Source organism: Pseudomonas sp. 1912-s (genome assembly GCF_029269205.1).
Lineage (GTDB): Bacteria > Pseudomonadota > Gammaproteobacteria > Pseudomonadales > Pseudomonadaceae > Aquipseudomonas.
Genome location: NZ_JARIXR010000052.1, coordinates 1 through 20,068 on the forward strand (window position 1 = coordinate 1; position 20,068 = coordinate 20,068).

The 20,068-nt window shown below is 62.8% G+C and carries 19 protein-coding genes; 7 read left to right on the plus strand and 12 right to left on the minus strand.

The window, feature by feature from the left end; all coding sequences use genetic code 11:
* A partial coding sequence (locus tag P3C29_RS31300) for a hypothetical protein (protein ID WP_275966341.1) occupies positions 1–205 on the plus strand: 205 nt, incomplete at its 5' end.
* Positions 206–931: 726 nt separating this feature from the next.
* On the opposite strand, the gene P3C29_RS31305 is transcribed toward P3C29_RS31300, so the two are convergent.
* Complete coding sequence (locus P3C29_RS31305; protein WP_275966323.1) at positions 932–2,422, minus strand: aldehyde dehydrogenase family protein; 1,491 nt, start codon at positions 2,420–2,422, stop codon at positions 932–934.
* Between the two features lie 13 nt (positions 2,423–2,435).
* Positions 2,436–2,825, minus strand: a complete 390-nt coding sequence (locus P3C29_RS31310) for a c-type cytochrome (protein WP_275966325.1) — start codon at positions 2,823–2,825, stop codon at positions 2,436–2,438.
* Positions 2,826–3,051: 226 nt separating this feature from the next.
* Between P3C29_RS31310 and P3C29_RS31315 the strand changes: the two genes are divergently transcribed.
* The gene (locus tag P3C29_RS31315) at positions 3,052–4,374 is read left to right on the plus strand and encodes a hypothetical protein (protein ID WP_275966326.1); all 1,323 of its coding nucleotides are present in this window, start codon (positions 3,052–3,054) and stop codon (positions 4,372–4,374) included.
* A gap of 53 nt (positions 4,375–4,427) precedes the next feature.
* Complete coding sequence (locus tag P3C29_RS31320) at positions 4,428–6,569, plus strand: methyl-accepting chemotaxis protein (protein ID WP_275966327.1); 2,142 nt, start codon at positions 4,428–4,430, stop codon at positions 6,567–6,569.
* A 45-nt stretch (positions 6,570–6,614) separates the two neighbouring features.
* On the opposite strand, the gene hpaC is transcribed toward P3C29_RS31320, so the two are convergent.
* The gene (gene hpaC / locus P3C29_RS31325) at positions 6,615–7,127 is read right to left on the minus strand and encodes a 4-hydroxyphenylacetate 3-monooxygenase, reductase component (protein ID WP_003212611.1); all 513 of its coding nucleotides are present in this window, start codon (positions 7,125–7,127) and stop codon (positions 6,615–6,617) included.
* A 219-nt stretch (positions 7,128–7,346) separates the two neighbouring features.
* Here hpaC and P3C29_RS31330 point away from each other — a divergent pair, with 219 nt between their 5' ends.
* Positions 7,347–7,952 carry a response regulator gene (locus P3C29_RS31330; protein WP_010173591.1) on the plus strand — a complete coding sequence of 202 codons (606 nt, stop codon included), beginning with the start codon at positions 7,347–7,349 and terminating at the stop codon, positions 7,950–7,952.
* Between the two features lie 147 nt (positions 7,953–8,099).
* Here the strand turns inward: P3C29_RS31330 and feaR are convergent, their stop codons facing one another.
* The 9 genes from feaR to P3C29_RS31375 all read right to left on the minus strand — a co-directional run bounded on the left by feaR (position 8,100) and on the right by P3C29_RS31375 (position 16,055).
* Positions 8,100–9,020, minus strand: coding sequence for a transcriptional regulator FeaR (gene feaR / locus P3C29_RS31335; protein WP_169387973.1), 921 nt, complete (start codon positions 9,018–9,020; stop codon positions 8,100–8,102).
* A 60-nt stretch (positions 9,021–9,080) separates the two neighbouring features.
* A complete protein-coding gene (locus P3C29_RS31340) occupies positions 9,081–10,031 on the minus strand; it encodes a PDR/VanB family oxidoreductase (protein WP_275966328.1) in 951 nt (316 codons plus the stop codon).
* 143 nt (positions 10,032–10,174) lie between these two features.
* Positions 10,175–10,915, minus strand: coding sequence for an SDR family oxidoreductase (locus tag P3C29_RS31345; protein WP_275966329.1), 741 nt, complete (start codon positions 10,913–10,915; stop codon positions 10,175–10,177).
* Between the two features lie 208 nt (positions 10,916–11,123).
* Positions 11,124–11,615 carry an aromatic-ring-hydroxylating dioxygenase subunit beta gene (locus P3C29_RS31350; RefSeq protein ID WP_010173600.1) on the minus strand — a complete coding sequence of 164 codons (492 nt, stop codon included), beginning with the start codon at positions 11,613–11,615 and terminating at the stop codon, positions 11,124–11,126.
* Positions 11,612–12,895 (minus strand): aromatic ring-hydroxylating dioxygenase subunit alpha, encoded by a 1,284-nt coding sequence (locus P3C29_RS31355; RefSeq protein ID WP_201123189.1) that lies wholly within the window; start codon positions 12,893–12,895, stop codon positions 11,612–11,614. Before P3C29_RS31355 ends, P3C29_RS31350 begins: the two co-directional genes overlap by 4 nt.
* A 24-nt stretch (positions 12,896–12,919) precedes the next feature.
* A complete protein-coding gene (locus P3C29_RS31360; protein ID WP_275966330.1) occupies positions 12,920–14,047 on the minus strand; it encodes an amidase in 1,128 nt (375 codons plus the stop codon).
* The gene (locus P3C29_RS31365; RefSeq protein WP_275966331.1) at positions 14,044–14,514 is read right to left on the minus strand and encodes a nuclear transport factor 2 family protein; all 471 of its coding nucleotides are present in this window, start codon (positions 14,512–14,514) and stop codon (positions 14,044–14,046) included. Before P3C29_RS31365 ends, P3C29_RS31360 begins: the two co-directional genes overlap by 4 nt.
* A 3-nt stretch (positions 14,515–14,517) precedes the next feature.
* A complete protein-coding gene (locus tag P3C29_RS31370; protein WP_010173605.1) occupies positions 14,518–14,889 on the minus strand; it encodes a hypothetical protein in 372 nt (123 codons plus the stop codon).
* 17 nt (positions 14,890–14,906) lie between these two features.
* Complete coding sequence (locus P3C29_RS31375) at positions 14,907–16,055, minus strand: acyl-CoA dehydrogenase family protein (protein WP_275966332.1); 1,149 nt, start codon at positions 16,053–16,055, stop codon at positions 14,907–14,909.
* A 211-nt stretch (positions 16,056–16,266) separates the two neighbouring features.
* Here P3C29_RS31375 and P3C29_RS31380 point away from each other — a divergent pair, with 211 nt between their 5' ends.
* The 3 genes from P3C29_RS31380 (at position 16,267) to P3C29_RS31390 (ending at position 20,066) form a co-directional block, all read left to right on the plus strand.
* Entirely contained in the window at positions 16,267–17,391 is a 1,125-nt protein-coding gene (locus P3C29_RS31380) for a PAS domain-containing sensor histidine kinase (protein ID WP_275966333.1), read from the plus strand.
* Positions 17,392–18,365: 974 nt separating this feature from the next.
* Positions 18,366–19,514 (plus strand): amine dehydrogenase large subunit, encoded by a 1,149-nt coding sequence (locus P3C29_RS31385; protein WP_275966334.1) that lies wholly within the window; start codon positions 18,366–18,368, stop codon positions 19,512–19,514.
* 12 nt (positions 19,515–19,526) lie between these two features.
* Positions 19,527–20,066, plus strand: a complete 540-nt coding sequence (locus tag P3C29_RS31390) for a MauE/DoxX family redox-associated membrane protein (RefSeq protein ID WP_275966335.1) — start codon at positions 19,527–19,529, stop codon at positions 20,064–20,066.
* Positions 20,067–20,068: the final 2 nt, after the last annotated feature.

Sequence of the window (20,068 nt, forward strand, 5' to 3'; positions counted from 1 at the left end):
TGATACCGAACCGTCGACACAGTTCTCGTTTATTGCTGCCGGGCTGCCGGGCAAAGGCAACGAACTCTTTTTTCAGGCTCATGGCGTCTCTCGTATTCCAGGGCATGATGGTTTTCCGGCGAAGTTAGCTCGCCGAAAAGTGTCCACCATGTCCCCGCACACCCGTCAACCATGTGTCCGGTCCGTACAAAAAGCCCAAAAGTAACCAAAAGGCTCTTGCCCCACCACTCGGCACCTCGCTAATGCTCGGTGTGCCCTCACTCCGGCAGCACGAAGCGGGCCGCCGCGACGGGGCGTCCCTGCCCCGTCGCGGCTAAACCGGCGTCCTGCCGGTTTACCCGCTCCGTACTACCTGCGTTCGGCCAGCGTGGTTTAACGGGGCGCCTAAGATCAAGATCAAAAGCAGATCAACAGCACAGCGGCCCACAGGCCGGCTTGAGTGGTGTGAAGCAAAGGCAAAATCAAAATCTACAGCGGGCACGGTCAAATGTGGGAGCTGGCTTGCCTGCGATGGCATCGCCTCGGTGCACCTGAGAGACCGAGTTGTCTGCATCGCAGGCAAGCCAGCTCCCACAGAAAAGCAGCTCTGCTTTCGCTTTGGCTTTTGCTGTGGCTTCTACCACTCAAGCCGGCCTGTAGGCCGCTGTGCTCTTGCTTTTGATCTTGATCTGACTGCCCCAATAAGCCCGAGGCCGAACGCAGGGATTGAGGAGCGGGTAAACCGGCAGGACGCCGGTTTAGCCGCGACGGGCCAGGGACGGGCCGTCGCGGCGGCCCGCGGAGCAATGCCGGAGTGAGGGAACACCGAGCCTAGGCGAGGTGCCGACAGGCGGGGCAGAGCCCTTTGCTTACTTTGGGGCTTTTCCAAAGTGAGTCGCTGTAAGAGCGAAACCATAAGCGGCCGTTACCGCAGCAACGGATATACACCCGATCAATGCGCAATACACACCGACTTCAGCTCGGTATAAGCCTCAATCACCGCCCGCCCAAACTCCCTCCCCATCCCCGACTGCTTCACCCCGCCAAACGGCATCGCCGGGTCCAGCAGCACATGCGCATTCACCCAAACCGTCCCCGCCTCGATCCGCGGCACCAGGTTCATCGCCTTACCCAGATCATTGGTCCAAAGACTCGCCGCCAACCCATAACGATTGTCGTTGGCCAAAGCAATCACCGCATCCTCATCATCAAACGCCATCACCCCCAACACCGGCCCAAACACCTCCTCCCGGGCCACCGCCATCCCATGATCGATATCCGCCAAAATCGTCGGCCGCACATAAAACCCCTCACCCGCGACCTCATCCCCACCGATCACCACCCGCGCCCCCTCAGCCCGAGCCTGCTCGATATGGCGCAGTACACCCTGCTGCTGCTTGCGCGACACCAACGGATTAATCGCCGCCTCACCATCCATCCCGGCCCCCAACGGCATCGCCGACACCGCCGCCGCCAACCCCTCGACAAACCGGTCATACACCGAACGATGCACATAGAAGCGCGAAGCCGCCGCACACACCTGCCCGTTGTTCAGCAACCCACCCAGGATCGCCCCCTGGATCGCCTTATCAATGTCCGCATCCGCCAACACAATCATCGGATTCTTGCCCCCCAATTCCAGGGCAAACCGCGTCATGTTTTCCATGCACGCCACACCCACGCTCTTGCCCACCGCAGTCGAGCCGGTAAACGACACCTTGCTCACCAGCGGATGTGCCGTCAGCACCCCACCCACCGAAGCGCCACCACCGGTGACCACGTTGAACACCCCCGCCGGAATCCCCGCTTCCAGCGCCAGCTCAGCCAGGCGCATGGCCGTCAGCGGCGTTTCCATCGCCGGCTTGATGATTACGGTGCACCCGGTGGCCAGGGCCGGCATCAACTTCCAGGCCGCAATCAGCAGCGGGAAATTCCACGGCACGATGCCCACCACCACGCCCACCGGCTCGCGCTTGGTAAACGCAGTGAACCTGGCCCCCGGCGGCAACGGGATCGACACGTCAAAGGTCTGCCCTTCGATCTTGGTGGCCCAACCCGCCATGTAGCGCATGAACTCCACGGTGGCGTTCAAGTCCAGCCCCCGCGCCAGGTTGATCGACTTGCCCTGGCTCAAGGTTTCCAGCTGCGCCAGCTCTTCGGCATGGGCCTCTACCAACGCGGTGAAGTTGAGCAGGATCCGTTCGCGGTCAGCCGGGCGCAAACCCGACCACACGCGGGATTTGAACGCCGCATGGGATGACTGCACCGCCTGCTCCACCACGTGCAGCGGCGCGTCCAGGGTTTCGCACAGGGTTTGCCCGGTGGCCGGGTTGACCACCTTGATGTGCTCGCCTTCGGCAAACACCCACTGGCCATCGATAAAGCAGCCATGACGACGGTCGAGGAATGCAGCCACCTGCGGCAGGATTTCAACGTTGCTCATGATTCACCTGTATTCACTGTTGTTCTTTGAGAAAGCAGGCGACCGCTTGGCGATCGTCGGCCGAAGCCAGGCCCATGTAGGGCATGTAGGTGCCGGGCACAAACGCCTGGGGTTGGGTGATGAATTGCGCGATGGTCTCGGCTTGCCACTCGACGTTTTTGTCACGCATCGCCTGGGAATAGCTGAAGCCTGCCAGGGAGCCGGATTTGCGCCCGTACACGCCGGCCAGGTTCGGCCCCATCATCGTCGCGCCGCCCTGGGTGACCGCGTGGCACACGCTGCATTCGTTGGCGAACACCTGGGCCCCACGGCTCTGGTCAGGGGCGCATTCAGCGGCGAAGGCGTTGTGGGCGAGGACCAGCGACAACACGCCGGCCAGGGACAATCTGTATGCAGTGAACATAGAAAAGCGACCTTGGAAACCATCGAAGTTGCCGACGATTGTCAGGGCTCAAGGTCGCTCGGGTTTTGCCCTGCGTGCCAGTTGTGTTGGCGGGGCTGCCAAACCATGGATTCTGGCAAGCACAGTCAAGTCTTTGGCAACCAGACAAAAGGCACGTCACTTCGCCAGCATTAGTATCGCGGCAGACCCCAACCCTGTGGTCATGAACAAGAATGGATGCCACACCATGCTCAAGTCCCCCTTGCTTCGTCTCTCGACCCTCGCGCTGATGATCGGCGCCAACCCGGCCGGCGCTTATGAGCTGTACGCCGATGACAGCAGTCATCTGAACGCCACGCTGGAAGCGGTATTCGGTGCCTTCCACAGCCAGCAGAACTACGCCCCCTCCGGCCGCCTGGCCAAAGGTTCCTCGTCCTGGCGCGAGGGCTACGTCAAGTACGGCCTGAGCTTCGACAAGAGCTTCAGCGGCGCCGGCACCACCTACGGCGCGGCCAACCTGCTGAGCTCCGGCACCTGGGGCGACGGCGACGCTGCCGGCTTCAGCGACGGTTCGGAGCGCACCACCAAATTCGAAGACGCCTACCTCGGCTGGCGCTCGGGCAAGCTGTTTGAGGCCCTGGGCGAGAACGGCGTGGACCTGTCCTTCGGCCGCCAGAACATCGTGGTCGGCGACGGCTTCCTGATCGACGGCGACGCCTTGAACTTCGGCAAGGGCGTGGCCGATGGCGATCTCAATCGCGGCGGCGGTTACTACATCGCTGCCCGCAAAGCCTTCGACGAGACCGCCGTGTTGCGCCTCGGCGGCAAGGAAGGCTGGCGCAGCGACCTGATGTGGCTCAAGTCCGATAATCGCGCCCAGGCCAAGACCGAAATGTACGTCGCCACCCTCGAACACGTGGCCACCGAAGGCACCGTGGGGCTGACCTACATCGACACCACCGATGTCGACAAGCAGTACGCCTCCCCCACCCAGCTGGAGCGTGACGGCATGAAGACCTACAGCCTGCGGGCCACGGGCAATGCCGGGGTGACCAACCTGTTCCTGTCCGGCGAGTACGCCTGGCAGGACAAACCTCACACCGGCAACGAAGACGCCTGGTACCTGGAAGCCGGCTGGACCTTTGCCGACGTGACCTGGACGCCGTATGTGAGCTACCGCTACAGCCGTTTCTCGGAAGGTTTCGACCCACTGTTCTACGGGTTCAGCCGTGGTTATGGCACCTGGTTCCAGGGTGAAGTGGCGGGCAACTACGCCGGGCCGTTCAACAACAATTCACGCATCCAGAACGTCACGTTCAAGGTCTCGCCCCTGGAAAACCTCAGCGTCGGCGCGGTGCTGTTCGACTTCAAGACCATCGACCGCAACCTCGGCAACAACGACGGCCACGAGCTGGACCTGTATGCCGAATGGCACGTCAACGAACACCTGACGGTGATGCCGCTGATTGGCCTGTACCAGCCGGACAAGAGCGCCGACCAGGGCGGCACGCAGCTGGGCAACCACGATAAAAACCTCTACAGCCAAGTGGTGTTCGCCACTAACTTCTAAGCCCGGCCGGGGCGGTGGCGCCGCCATCGCCCCGCCTGGCCAAGGCCTTCGCCATGCACAAGAAATTCCTCACGATCCAGAGCAAGATCGCCCTGCTCGCCGGCCTCTGCCTGTTGTTGGTAGTCGGCCTGCTGATGAGCCTGTCGCTGTACCAGACACACCAGAGCAGCCAGCACGTGGCCCAGGCCAGCAGCGAGATGCTCGCCGTGGCCGCCAGGGAACACATGCAGGCCCTGGGGCAAGTGCAAGCCATGCAGGTGCAACGCACCTTCATGCAAACCCACGAATACGGCCAGGGCTTGTCACGCTATGTGCGGTACCTGCGGCAACTGCAACAGCAAGGCAAGCTGACCCGCCCGCAACTGCGCCAGGAGCTGAATACCCAACTGCACCAGGCCCTGATCGACAAGCCCGACCTGCTCGGGATTTATGTCATTTTTGAAGCCAATGCCCTGGACGGCGACGATGCACAGTTCATCGACCAGGCCGCCGTGGGCAGTAACGAAGCCGGGCGTTTCGCCCAGTACTGGGTACAGGCCACACCGGGCGAGCTGACGGCGGTGGTCGGCGACGAAGCGCTGTTGGCCAATACTTCCCCCGGGCCCAGCGGCGCGCCGTACAACGCCTTCTACACCTGCGCCCGCGACACCGCCAAAGCCTGTGTGCTGGAGCCGTATTTCGACGAGGCGTCCGGCAGCCGCAAGTTGGTGACCAGCATTGCGTTCCCGCTGATGGAACACGGCAAGGTGATTGCGGTGGTCGGGCTGGACATCAACCTGGCGGCCTTGCAGCAGGCCAGCCAAACCAGCGCCGGGCAACTGTTCGACGGCCACGGGCAAGTCAGCATCGTCAGCCCCACGGGGGTTATTTCCGCCTACAGCGAGGATGCCAGCCACCTGGGGCAGCCGATCAGCACCGTGATGCCGGACGGTCCTCAAATACTCGACGCGCTGCGGCAAGGGCAGCCACACACCTTTATCGATCAACAACAGATCAAACTGCTTGAGCCACTGGCACCGATCGCCGGTGCTGCGCCGTGGGGCGTGCTGGTGGGCGTGCCGCAGTCGGTGCTGTTGGCACCGGTCACCGCGCTGCAACAGCAACTGGACGCCCAAGGGGTAAAAAGCACCGCCCTGGAACTGCTGCTGGGCGGCGGCTCGGCCCTGCTCGGCTTGTTGTTGATCTGGTACGCGGCCTTGCGCATTACCCGCCCGCTGCAAACCCTGACGCGGGTGATGGAAGATATTTCCCGGGGCGAAGGCGACCTGACGCGGCGGCTGGAGGTGCAGTCCCGGGATGAGATCGGCCAACTCGCCAGTGCGTTCAACCGCTTTGTCGAACGTATCCACCAGTCGATCCGCGAAGTGTCGTCGGCAGGGCTTGGGGTCAACCAGGTGGTCAAGCGCGTGTTGTTAGCGTCGAACTCCTCGCTGAACAACTTCGACGAACAGGCCACCCGCACCAACAGCGTCGCGGCGGCAATCAATGAGCTGGGCGCCGCCGCCCAGGAAATCGCCCGCAATGCTTCCGACGCCTCGCAACAAGCCTCCGGCGCCCGACACCAGGCCGAGGACGGGCGCCAGGTGGTGGAGCGCACGATTGCGGTGATGAATGAACTGTCGGGCAAGATCAGTGCCTCGTGCGTGCATATCGATGCGCTGAATCACAAGACGGTGAACATCGGGCAGATCCTCGAAGTGATCAAGGGTATCTCCCAACAGACCAACTTGCTGGCGCTGAACGCCGCCATTGAAGCCGCCCGGGCCGGTGAAGCCGGACGCGGGTTTGCGGTGGTGGCCGATGAGGTGCGCAGCCTGGCCTATCGCACCCAGGAATCGGCGCTGGAGATTCAGCAGATGATCGAAGAACTGCAAGTGGGCGCCCGGGAATCCGTCAGCACCATGACCGAGAGCCAACAGCACAGCGAGGAAAGCGTCAGCATTGCCAACCTGGCGGGCACGCGGCTGGCCAGTGTGACGTTGCGCATTGGCGAGATTGATAACGTCAACCAGTCGGTGGCGGCGGCGACCGAGGAGCAGACGTCGGTGGTGGAAGCGTTGAATGTGGACATTACCGAAATCAATATGCTGAACCAGGCCGGGGTGGAAAACCTGCAGTCGACGCTGCAGGCCTGTACCGAGCTTGAGCGTGAGGCGCAACGATTGAATCAACTGGTGGGCAGTTTCCGCATCTGACCCTGATCGTTCCCACGCAGAGCGTGGGAACGATCGAGTTGTCCTTCAGCAATGGGCGCCAGCATGTTCAATCCGGTGAAACAGCCGATTGAAGTACACCAGGCTGTCGCCCTGCCCCCGCACCCCGACCCGCGACAACTCCACGAACATCACCGAATGCGAGCCCACTTCCTTGCATTCACTGATCCGCCCTTCCAGTTGCACCAGCGCATCCCGCAGCACCGGCACGCCTGCCTCGCCGCCGTCCCACAGGTCCCAGGCAAACCGTTCCGCCATGGGCACCTGGGTCATCCCGGCAAAATGCCGCGCCAGCTCTTCCTGCTCGCCGCACAGCACGTTCACGCACAACTGCCCATTGGTGCGGAACACATCATGGGTCGCGCTGCCTCGGTTCACGCACACCAGCACCGTGGGCGGCGAATCCGTCACCGAACACACGGCACTCGCCGTGATCCCGCAACGCCCGCCCGGGCCGTTGGTGGTGATGATGTTCACCGCGGCCGGCAGTTGCGCCATGGCGTTGCGAAAGTCGATTTGCTGCTGGCTCAGGTCGGCCATGTCGGTGCCCCTTTACGGTCCGTGGGTGATGCAACCAGACTAAGGCGCCCCGTGGGGCGCGACCATTCAGACGATCCCCATGCCGACTAGGTGGTTTCTTTATCGTCAGGGCCGTTCACACTGGGTATTCTGCCTGCAAGGCTCCCTGGATGAGCCAATGTCCGCCGCTGCGTGCCTGCGTGCGAAAACAATAATTAGAAATTCTCATGGCAGTCCCTGATGGAAAATCGCACACCGATCGTTTACATCGTTGATGACGACAAAGACCTGCGTACCTCACTGGCCTGGCTGCTGGAGTCAGTCAGCGTAAAGGCGCAATGCTTCGCCGGGGCCGAAGAGTTCCTCGAACACTACGACCCGCGCCAACCCGCGTGCCTGGTGCTGGATGTGCGCATGCCGCAGACCAGCGGCTTCCAGTTGCAGGAGATCCTCAACCGGCGCGGCAGCACCCTGCCGACTATCTTCGTGTCGGCCCACGGCGACATCCCGATGTCGGTCACCGCGATGAAAAACGGCGCGCTGGACTTCGTCGAGAAGCCCTATAACCCGCAACAGATGATCGACCGCATCCAGGCCGCGCTGAAGACCGCCGTACAGGCCCAGGCCGACCAGGAACAGCGCGAGCACCTGCAAGGCAAGCTGGCGTTGCTGACGAGTCGGGAGCGGGAAGTGTTGATGCTGGTGGTGGATGGCAAGGCGAGCAAAGTGATTGCCCGCGAGCTGAACATCAGCGTGAAGACCGTTGACGTGCACCGCACCAAGATCAAGGAAAAGATGGGCGTGACCAGCATTGCCATGCTGGTCCGTGAGGTGTTGTATCCGTAGGGCGCGATGATTGAATGTGGGAGCTGTCGAGCCTTGGAGAGGCTGCGAAGGGATCGCTGCGGTGTGCCTGTCAGACCGAGTGGCCTGCATCGCGGGCAAGCCCGGCTCCCACAGGAAAATGCATTCCAGGTCCGGGAGCGGCACGCATCAATGATGGCTATAGCGCTTGCGGTACTCCCCCGGCGACACGCCGAAGCGCGACTTGAACGCCGATGAGAAGTAGCTGGAATCGGAGAAGCCCCAGGCATAACACAGCGCCGAGAGCTTCTGCTCCGCCGGCGAATGGCGCAGGGTTTCGGCGCAGAAATCCAGGCGCCGGTGCTTGATGTATTGCGCCACCACCAGCCCGCGCTTGGAGAACATCCGGTACAACCCGCGCACCGACACCCCAACTTCCCGGGCGATCAGCTCGGGGCAGAGTTCTTCGGCACCGATGTGCGCGTCGATGTAGGCGATGGTTTTGCGAAACTGCCGTTCCTGGGTGTCCACGCCGTTGTCCCGGGCGCTGATCCCCGGCAGCAACAGGCTCACCAGCGCGTCCAGCACCGCTTCGCTTTCCTGCATGCCCAGGTCGTTTTGCTGGCGGGCGTCGAGCACCATCTGGCGGGCCATTACCGCCAACGGCGTGTGGGCCGAGATCCGCGTCGCGCAGTTGACGGCGTTGAAGTGCGAACCACGCTCCACCACCTGGCGCGGCAGGATCAGCGACAGTTGCCGGGCGTTGTCGTGGTAGGTCATGTCGCTGGGGCGGCAGGCGTCGATCAGGGCGATGTCGCCACAGCCCAGTTGCGCCCGGTTGTCACCCTGCTCCAGTTGCGCGCTGCCCTGCAACTGGAACACCGCGTAGTAGTGCCCCTCGTTGCCGGTGCTGACTTCCTTGCTGCTGCGATACAGGTGCACATGGGCCATGTCGACCACACTGAGCTTGATCGCGCCGCTGCGGAACTCGCTCAATTCGCCATAGAAGTCCGTGCCCAGGGCACGGGCATCGAAGCGTCCACAGGCCTGATTGACCTGATGTAACCAACGCTCGAACGATTCGTTACGTTGCACCGTTGAACTCATCATGACCGCAAGGCCTCACGTTTTTTATTTTTTTGGTCCAAGCAATCTTACTGGCACTGCCGATCAAATATCCAATACCAGACGAGCGGAAACCGCCCGGGAAACACACGCGCAAATCTGCCGGTTGGCGGCCTTTTCCTTGGTCGACAGGCAGTGGTCACGATGCTCGGGCACGCCCTCCAGCACCTCGACAATGCAGGTGCCGCAGATGCCTTCGCGGCACTCGGTGTCGATGTCGCAACCGTGGGCCTGCAGCACGTCCACCAGGCTGGTATTTGGCGGAATCTGTAGCACCACGCCGGAGCTGGCCAGCTGTACTTCAAAACCACCACTGGGCCCGGCGTTCGCCGCCGGGTCGGCCTGGAAGTGCTCCAGGTGAATCGCCTCCCCGGGACGGCTGCGCGCGGCGACTTCCACTACCTTGTTCATGAACGGCGCCGGGCCGCAGGTGTAGACGTGGGCCGCATCACCGGCCTGTTCCAGACAGCCGCTCAAGGCCGCATCCAGTGCGCCCGGTTCGACGCCATAGTGAAACTGCACATGCTCGCCGAACGTATCGGCCAGCAGTTGGGTAAACGCCGCGTACTGCGCCGAACGTGCAAAATAGTGCAGGCGCCACGGCTGGCCACTGTCGGCCAGTCGATAAGCCATGCTCAACAGCGGCGTCACCCCGATACCGGCGGCAAACAACGCATGGGCCGGCGCTTCGGGGTCGAGGCGGAACAGGTTGCGCGGCGCGCCCATCTCCAGCTCCATGCCCTCTTGCACTTGCTCGTGCAGGGCCAGGGAGCCGCCCCGGGATTGCGCTTCCTTCTTCACTGCCACCAGGTACGCGCGGCCATCGTGGGGCGGGCTGCACAGGGAATATTGGCGGGTGACGCCGGTGGGCCCGGTGAGGTCCACATGAGCCCCCGGTTCATAACTGTCGAGGGGCTGGCCGTCACTGCGCACGAGGCGAAAGGAACGGATATCCAGCGCTTCGTCGACGATGCGTTCGATCTTCACCTTCATCATTGCAGCACCTGAATACAGTTGTTTCGGTTGAACGCTATTCCTGTGGCGAGGGAGCTTGCTCCCGTTGGCCTGCGCAGCAGGCCCACTCTCTTGGGGGCGCTTCGCACCCCAACGGGGGGCAAGCCCCCTCACCACAGGGGTGACTAGCGCATGAACAGGCCGCCGTTGATGTCCCAGCACGCACCCGTGACCGAAGCGGCATGGTCGGCAATCAACAGCAGCACGGTGTCGGCGATGGTGTGCGGGTCGCCAAGGGTGCCCGTGGGGATGATCTTGAGGATCTGCTCCAGGCGCTCCGGGGCCACGGTTTCGTGCACCACTGGCAAGTCCAGCGGGCCTGGCGAGATGCTGTTGACCGTCACACCCCGAGGCGCCAGTTCACGGGCAAAGACCTTGGTCAGCGTCGCCACGCCGCCCTTGGCCGCGGCGTAATGCGCGCCGGTGGCGGTGCCGCCGTTCTGGCCGGCCAGGGAGGCGATGTTGACGATGCGCCCAAACCCCCGCTCGGCGAAGTGCGCGCCGAACACCTGGCAGGCCACGAACGTGCCCCGCAGGTTGATCGCCATCGACTCGTCGAACTCCTCGGGCGTGATGTCCATCAGCGCCGCGACTTTCGACACCCCGGCGTTGTTCACCAGGATATCGGTGCCGCCCCAGCGCTCCGACAGCAGATCCCGGGCGCGGATAAAATCGGTTTTGCTGCGCACATCCAGCTCGATGGCGACGGCCGTTTCGCCGCTGTAGTCGAGTTCAGAAGCCAGCCGCTGCACGCCGTCCAGGCGCACATCTGCCAGGCCCACGCGGTAGCCGGCGGCGTGCAGGCGCCGGGCGATGCATTCGCCGAGGCCACGGGAGGCGCCGGTTACAAGCGCGATTCGGTTCATCAGGATGTCCTCATTTCAAATGTGGGAGCGGGCTTGCTGTGGTGAGGGGGCTTGTCCCCCATCGGGTTCACCACAGATTGATGGGGCTGCTTCGCAGCCCAGCGCGGGGCAAGCCCGCTCACCACAGTAAGCCCGCTCACCACAACAAGCCCGCTCAACACAGCAAGCCCGCTCCCACATTGGTTTTGTGTCGTTGTTTGGATCTTGCTTACAACAGAAAGCCGAGTGCACTCAGGCTGTCGGTGGAGTTGATCAGCCGCACCACCTTGCGCTCCAGGGTCGCCGTGCCGGCGCTGAAGCGAATGCGGTAATTCAGGTCGGCCACGAACGGCGTGTGCACCCCGCGCTTGTAGGCATAGAGCAACTGCGCGCAGTTGACCTCCACCACCTCTCCCGCCGCTTCCACCAGCGTGAATCGCGACACGCTGCGCACGGTTTTCGCCGCATCCACCGCCGACGGCGAATACCCCGCCGTCAGCCGTTCAATCCGCAAATCACGCAGGCGCGCGTCGTCGTAGGCGTAGTTGAGGCTGGCTTCAAAATCGTCGGTGTCCGGGTCGATCGGCACGACATAGCGCCCGCTCTCGCTCCACAACGCCGCCCATTGCACATAGTCCTTGTGGTCCAGCAGTTCGGCTTCACGCCAGATGAATTCGATGGCCTGGGCCAGCGGTGCAGTAAAACCAGTCAGCGTGTTCATTGGCTCATCATCCTTTTCCACATGTCATAGGCCCCGCGCATGCCGCCTTCATCGGTGGCGTGGGAGACCTTGTCGCCGTTGTCGGCCAGCACTTCGCGGTTCAGGCCGCGGTTGACCAGGATCGGCGCGTCCACGCCGGCATACGAACCGCGTTGCACCCGGTCCCAGGCCTCGGCGTCATCGGGGCTGCCAAAGCCGAACGGGCCCTGGAAGTGTTCGTGGATGCGCAGGCGCTCACGGTTGGCAATCTGCGGGCCGCCGTCCATGCCGAGGGCAACGTGGCGGATTTCGGTCTCGGTGACCGACACCGGCCGCAGCACCCGGAAGAACGACATCGACATGGCGACGTTGGGAAACAGGTTGAGGTTGAACCCGGCGCCATGCAGTGAACGCACGATGCGCCGCACCTGGGCCGGCTCCATGGTTTTCGACAGTTCTTCGGTGACGTGGGCGAAGCGCTCCTGCAACTGCTCGGTACCGTCGTCGTGGTCCAGATCGACATGCTCGGGCACCATCACCATCACGCTGTGGCCATTGCCCAGGGAATGGGTGACGGCTTGCTCGTCGGTCATGAACGAAAGCATTTCCGAAGTTTCGGCATCCACCGACGACATGAACGACTTGTGCACGATGGGGAAGTGATAGCCGTCGGTGGTGTTTTCCAGCTGGATCTTCCAGTTGCCCTTGAAGCTGAATTTGTGTTCGCCCTGGGTCTTGATCGGGTAGCCGGCGCCCTGCTTCATGAACAGGTCCATCCAGTGTTTGGCGCCGCCGAGGAAGTCGGCCAATGGCTCGATGTCGTCGTTGTAGCTGGCAAATACCATCCCGGCGTAGCTGTCGACCCGCAGGCTGGTCAGGGGCAACTCGGATTTCTCCAGGATGCCTTCGTAGCCATCCGGGTACGGCAGCGCTCGCAGCTTGCCGTCCAGGCCATAGGACCAGCTGTGATACGGGCAGGTGAAGCCGGTGGCGTTGCCCTTGTGCTTTTCGCAGACCGTGGCGCCACGGTGGCGGCAACGGTTCTCCAGCACGTTGATCGCGCCTTTCTTGTCGCGCACCACGATCACCGGGCGGCGGCCGATGGTGGCGGTCTTGAAGTCGCCGCTGTTGCGCACTTCGCTTTCATGGGCGACCCAGACCCAGGTGCGGTAGAAGATCTTTTCCAGTTCGGCTTCGAACAGCGCCGGGTCGTTGTACAGCGAGACATCGACGCGGTCGTGCCTGACCAGTTCGTCGAGGCTCTTGGATTTGGCAATCAGCCGGTATTCATGGGTACTCATGGAGCCCTCCTCAAGGCGTTGTTCTTATTGGTGAGCCGTGATGCTCTGCTGCAGTTGTGCGCCGAGGGCACACACCCATTCGTCCTGGCCCTTGCGGCCGACAATCTGCAGGCCGACCTTCAGCCCGCTGTCGACCAGGGTGACCGGCACCGTCAGCGCCGGGTGGCCGCTGAGGTTGAAGGGCCGCACCAGTGGCGTCATGCCGGCCACGGCCTGGCTGCCGTTGCGGGCTTCGGCCAGGGTCGGTGGCAGGTCTGGCAGGGTCGGCAACAGCAACACGGAAAACGTTTCGAGCGCGGCATCCACCTGGTGACTGAAACGGGTACGTACGGCTTCGGCCTGGGCCAAATCAGCGGCGCTGGTGCGGCTGGCGGCGAGCAGGCGTTGTTCGACGTCGGCACCGATCAGGCCCTTGCCGGTGAGGTGACCGAAGGCCGCCCAGTTTTCGACATTGATCACCGTCAGGCCGGCGCCGAACGCCGCATCGAAATCGTCCAAGTGCAGGCGCTGTTGACGCCAGCCCGCAGCGTCGACGGCGGCCATCAGGCTCGCCTTCAGCCATGGCTCACAGGCCACATCCAGAAAGCCCACATGAGCACTGCCAGTCGGTGCAGCCTGCGGCTCGAAGCCCGGGCAAATCACCTGCATCGCTTCAATCAGGTCCTGCATGTTCGCGGCAAACGGCCCAACACAGTCGAGGCTGGACATTGCCGGTTGGGCGCCCACCCGGCTGACTCGCCCGTAAGTTGGTTTCAACCCGGCAATCCCGCAGCACGCCGCCGGCACCCGCACTGAGCCGCCGGTGTCGGTGCCGATGGCGATATCCGCCAGGCCAGCCGCAACCGCCGCCGCCGAACCGCTGGACGAACCGCCCGGCACCCGGTCAGGCGCCTGGGGATTGATCGGCGTACCACTCCAGTCGTTGATACCGGTGACGCCAAATGCCAGTTCATGCAGGTTGGTCTTGCCGACGATCTGCCATCCGGCGTCGAGCGCCAACTGCACCACATCCGCATGCCGGGTCGCGGGCGATGCGTCGGCAAAGGCGCGACTGCCGGAACGGGTCGGGTGCCCGGCGATGTCGATGGAATCCTTGATGGCCACGCGTTTACCGCTGCCACCGAGTAAAAATTCGCTGATGAAGGTACTCATGGGTTCACCCCCAAAACGGTATTGAACAGGCGCTGCGTACGGAAATGCGCGATCAGCCAGGTGCCGTCCACACGACGAAAATCGATGTTCAGCCGCGTGCCGAACAACTCGCTGCGCTGGTCGGCGTAGGTGGAAATCTGCTGCATGATCCACTGACCCGCAGCTGTGCTGCCGTCCACCTGGATCGACTCGCTGGTGAGGTAATGCAGGTTCAGCGCGAAGTGCTCGGACGGCGGCAGGTAGCTGCCGACAAACGCTGCCACCGCGTCACGCCCCCGGTGCTGGCCGAAGGTTTGCGCAGTTGCTGTGCCAATGCCTTCCCAGACCGCATCCACGGTGAACAACCCGGCCAACTCGCGGACGTTCATCGCCGCCCGGGGCACGTCGCACAGGTCCATGTAGCGCGCCATCAAGCGCCGGACCTGGCTCTCCCCTTCAAGGGTCTCAAGACGCTGCAACAGGTCCATGGCTCACACCCTGGCCGCGTCGGGGATGGTCAGCGGGCGGCCGATACGCGCTTCGATCCTGGCGTAACGCCACAGGCTGTATTCACCCACCGGCGTGGTGCGAAACAGGTTGCAGGCGTCAATCACCGACTGGTGGCAATCCACGTCGGCCATGATGTAGACGGTCCACGGCGAGGTGGTCGACGGGCCGACCATCAAGCGGTCGTCATCCATCGCCCCGAGCACATTGATGCCCGGCATGGCGCCGAGGTCGCCCATCATCTGGCTGAAGCCTTTCCACACGCTCAGGCCTTCACCGGTGGGCAGGTCGAAAAAGTTCTGGGTGATCCCGATGCAAAACACAACGCGCAGCGGTTCTTGAGTGGCTTGGGACATGGGTTGATCCTTGAAAGTCAGATGTAGCCAGGGAATGGCGGAACGCCGAGGAACACCGAGCCCGCGCCGTCGTACAGGCCTTCGCTGAGGAAGGCGTGCTGGGTGACCACCATGGCGTCGCGCAGGTAGCGTTGCAGCGGGTGGCGCAGGTAAATCGCGGTGGTGCCCGCCAGGCTGTAGGCGCTCTGCACCACGGCGGCGCCGGCCTGGGACACATGTATGGCGGTCAGGCGCAGCAGGCTGGTTTGCTCGGGCGTGACCGGGTTGCCGGCGAGGATCGAGTTCCACACTTGTTCGGTGGCGCCGTAGAAGAAGCCACGGGCGGCGCTCAGCCGGGCTTCGGCCTTGGCGATTTCGATGCGCACGTAGGCGCGGTCCGCCAGCTTCGGCGCGCCGGTGATGCCGCTGCCGCTGGCCATGGCGCTGATTTCATCAAGGGCGGCCCGGGCCAGGCCCAGGTTGACCACCGCCAGCACCTGGGCGGCGTAGGCGATCGACGGGTAACGGAACAGCGGCTCATCGACGGTGGCGGCGCCACCACGGATGAACGTCCAGCGCTCGTCGACGTATTGGTCGGTGACGCGCAGGTCATGGCTGCCGGTGCCCTTGAGGCCGACCACGTCCCAGTTTTCGATGATTTCCACCTGGCCTGGCTTGAACACGGCGGTGCGTGGCTTGCCGCCCGCAGCACCGATGCCTACGCCCAGCAGATCGGCGCCTTTGCAGCCGCTGGCAAACTTCCAGGTGCCGTTGACCTGCCAGCCGCCGTCGACGGTTTCTGCCGGCTGCAACGGGAACAATCCACCGGCAAACACCAGGTCGGGGCTGTCGGCATACAGCTCGGCGAGGGTCTCCTTGGGCAAGGCTGCCAGGTACACCCCGGCGCTGCCGAAACTGGCGACCCAGCCGGCCGAACCGTCGGCTTCGGCAATACGCTCGATCATCTGCAAAAAAGTCGCCGGGGCCAGGGCATCGCCGCCGAAACAACGCGGCGTGGCGGCCCGGTAGATGCCCACCTGTTTGAAGCGTTCGATCATGTCCCGTGGCACATGGGAGCCGGCATCGAACTCATCGCGGCGCTGGCGCACCTCGTCCAGCACCTGCTGGAACAGCGCGGGCTGCACGTCGGGTAAAGCGTCTGGTTGCACGAGGGCCGAACGCAGCATGGGCTTTCTCCGTTGTCGTTGTTATGGACGCCGTGGCCGGCGTTGATGGGCCCAGTGTAAAAAGCCCATCCGCCGTCAACTATTGGGGCGTGCAGCCCCCCGGCTAAAGAAATCCCCTAGTGCGCCCCCGATAACTTCTGAGCGTGCCCGCGCAGGCAAAGCGGTATAACTTGCCACTGTAGTCGTCCCCTCCACCGCCAAGGGCTACGCGATGTATCAACCCAATCACCATGATTTCCACACCCTGATCGAAGCCATGCCGATCTGCACCATCCTTCATGATGCGCAGAGCAAGGACATCCTCTGGGCCAACACCGCCGCGCTGTCGGCACTGGGTTTTACCCTGGAAGAACTGATCCCGCTGAAAGCCCCGGACATGACCCGCGATGCGCCGAAGTACAAGCGGTCCATCGGCCTGCGCTGGCTGGAACGCGCGGCCCGCAGCGGCCAGCGCACCATCGAATGGTGTTACCGCTCCAAGGCCGGTGTGGAGATTCTTTCGGAAGCTGTTGCGACGCTGGTGCACCTGGACGGGCGCGATGTGCTGATGGTGCAGTTCCGCGATATTTCCCGGGAAGACAAGGTCAAGCGCGACCTGATCCGCGCGGAGGAAGCCCGGCGTGTCAGCGAGCAGCAGCTTGAATATCTGGCGCGCTATAACGCCATGGGCGAGATGGCCGTGGCGATTGCCCATGAGCTGAGCCAGCCGCTGGCGGCCACTCGCAATTTTATCGAAGGGGTGTTGATTCGCCTGGGTGATACCCACAGTGCCGACCAGGGGGTGAACTGGGGGCTGCAAAGTGCCGTGCGGCAGGTGGAGCACGCTTCATTGATCATCAAGAGTGTGCGTGATTATGTGGTCAAGCTGGAGCAGAGCGCCGAGTTGGTGGACTTGAATGAATTGCTGCACGAGACCCAGTACTTCATCAGCCTGCGGGCCGAGCCCGGCCAGGTGCGGCTGGAGATCATCCCGAGTGCGGAGCCGCTGATGGTGCAGTGCGAGAGAGTGCTGATTGGACAGGTGATTCTGAACCTGGCGTTCAATGCCATCGAAGAGATGAGTGAGCTGCCCCTTGAGCGTCGGGTGCTGCGGTTGCATGCCTGTCGGGATGGAGGCGTGGCGCGGTTGAGTGTCGAGGATTGTGGGCGTGGGATTCAGGCGGTGGCGCGGGAGAAAATCTTTGACGGGTTCTTTTCGTCGAAGGTGGGTGGTAACGGGATTGGGTTGGCGTTGTGCAAGAACATTATTGGTCGGCATCATGGGGATATCTGGGCGCAGAATCTTGAGCCGTGTGGGGCGGTTTTCAGTTTTTCACTGCCGTTGGTGGGGGCGTGAGATTGGGGGGCATATCCGTTATTTGGGTAACGGCGGCTTAGGGTTTCGCTCTTACAGCGAGTCACTTTGCAAAAGCGGCAAAGTAACCAAAGCGCTCTGCCCCGCCTGTCGGCACCTCGCTAAGGCTCGGTGTTCCCTCACTCCGGCATTGTTCCGCGGGCCGCCGCGACGGGGCGTCCCTGCCCCGTCGCGGCTAAACCGGCGTCCTGCCGGTTTACCCGCTCCTCAATCCCTACGTTCGGCCTCGGCCTTATTGGGGCAGTCAGATCAAGATCAAAAGCAAGAGCACAGCGGCCTACAGGCCGGCTTGAGTGGTAGAAGCCAGATCAAAAGCGAAAACCAAATCTGAAACTAATGCAGCTCTGCTTTTCTGTGGGAGCTGGCTTGCCTGCGATGCAGACAACTCGGTTTTTCAGATGCACCGAGGTGATGCCATCGCAGGCAAGCCAGCTCCCACATTTGGACCGTGCCCGCTGTAGATTTTGATCTTGATGTTGCCTTTGCTTCACACCACTCAAGCCGGCCTGTAGGCCGCTGTGCTCTTGATCTGCTTTTGATCTTGATCTTGGGCGCCCCGTTAAACCACGCTGGCCGAACGCAGGCTTTGGAGCGTGGGTAACCCGGCAGGACGCCGGGTTAGCCGCGCTGGGCCAAGGATGGCCCATCGCGGCGGCCCACGGTCCAAAGCCGGAGTGAGGGAACACCGAGCCTAGGCGAGGTGCCGAGTGGTGGGGCAAGAGCCTTTTGGTTACTTTTGGGCTCCTTTCAAAAGTGACCCGCTGTAAGAGCGGAACCCATCGAAGCCATCACCCAAATAACGGATATACACCCCACCCCAAACCATTGGCACAGACACACAACCACTTGGCAGCCACAACAATTCTTGCAATCCCCCCACAAGGCAGAATCCACTTGCAAGAATCTGCCAAAGCACCCGCGATTAGCAAAACACAATAATTCAGGGAGTGCCCCTAATGCGAAGCAACAGGATCAACGTACAGTCAGCGCTGGGTCTGGGCCTGCTTGTACTCGGCTTGAACAGCGCCCAGGCGGATTTACCGCCAGACACCATCGGCCAGACCACCCTGGCCTTCCCGCCGGAAGCCCACCGCGCCTTCGTGGTAGACGTCGAGTTCGAAAGCTTCGTGGTCGGCCGCGTCACCGTCGTCGACCCCGACAAAAAGCGCGTCCTCGGCATGGTGCCCACCGGCTTCGCCGCCCCCTCGGCCCTGAGCCACGACCAGAAGACCCTGTACAGCGCCGATATCTACTATTCCCGCGGCACCCGTGGCGATCGCACCGACGTGCTGACCGCCTGGGACAGCTCCAGCCTGTCGCCGTCGTGGGAAGTGCTGATCCCGAACAAACGCGCCGAATCCCTGACCCAGCGCTACGGCCTGAAAACCAGCGGCGATGACCGTTTCGTCTACGTCTACAACTTCACCCCGTCGACGTCGGTCACCGTGGTCGACACCCAGTCCCACGCCGTCACCGCCGAAATCGCGATCCCGGGCTGCGTGCTCAATTACCCGGTCGGCACTCGCCGCTTCGCCTCATTGTGCGGCGACGGCAGCCTGCAAGTGGTCACCCTCAACGACCAGGGCCAGGAAACCTCACGCAACCGCACGCACTTCTTCGACCCCAACGCCGAGAAGCTCAACGAACGCGCGGTGAATGTGGGTGACACCTACTACTTCACCACCACCACCGGCACCATCCGCCCTGTCGATTTCTCCGGCGACAGCCCGAAAATCCTGCCATCGTGGTCACTCACCACCGACGCGGAAAAGAAAACCGGCTGGGCACCCGGCGGCTGGCAGTTGATGGCCGTGGCGCCAAAACTCAACCGCCTGTACGTACTGATGCACGACAACCACGAACCGATGAAGTGGGAAGACCCCAGCACTATCATCTGGGCCTACGACCTCAAGACCATGAAGAAGATAGCCACCCTGGAAGCCCCGACGCCGGTCTGGAGCATGCAGGCCACCGGCGACGACAAGCCCCTGTTGCTGGGCGCCGACGTCGAAGGCGGCCTGCAGATCTTCGACCTGAAGACCAACAAACTCACCGGTAGCATGGCCAAGGTTGCGAAGACCGCAACCCAGATCATGAGCTACTAAAGAGGTTCGGCCATGCATATCGACCCGATCTTCATCATTGCCAGCGCCCTCGCCATTGCGGTGTTGCTGGCCAGTGCCGCAACCCACAAGTTGCGCGCACCGGCACGCTTTGCCCGGCAACTGGCGGACTACCAGTTACTGCCCGAGGCGGTGATCCGTCCCGGCGCCCGGGTGATTCCGGTACTGGAACTGGTGATTGCCTTTGCGTTGCTGGTGCCGGCGACCCGTTCCTGGGCAGCCCTCAGTGCCGCCGGCCTGATTGCGCTGTACGCCGCGGCGATTGGCATCAACCTGTGGCGCGGTCGCCGGGACATCGACTGCGGTTGCGCCGGGCCCGACCAGGCGCAGCCGTTGCGACCGATCCTGCTGCTGCGCAACGGCGCACTGGTGGCCGTGGCCCTGCTGGCCAGCGTGTTGCCGATTGCCCGTGACCTCGGTTTTTTCGACGGCTTCGTCACTGTTGCCGCCAGCGCTGTCGCGCTGCTGATTTACGCCGCAGCCGATGGCCTGATGGCGAACTCCCCTCTTCTGCTCAAACTGATTGGTAGGTGATC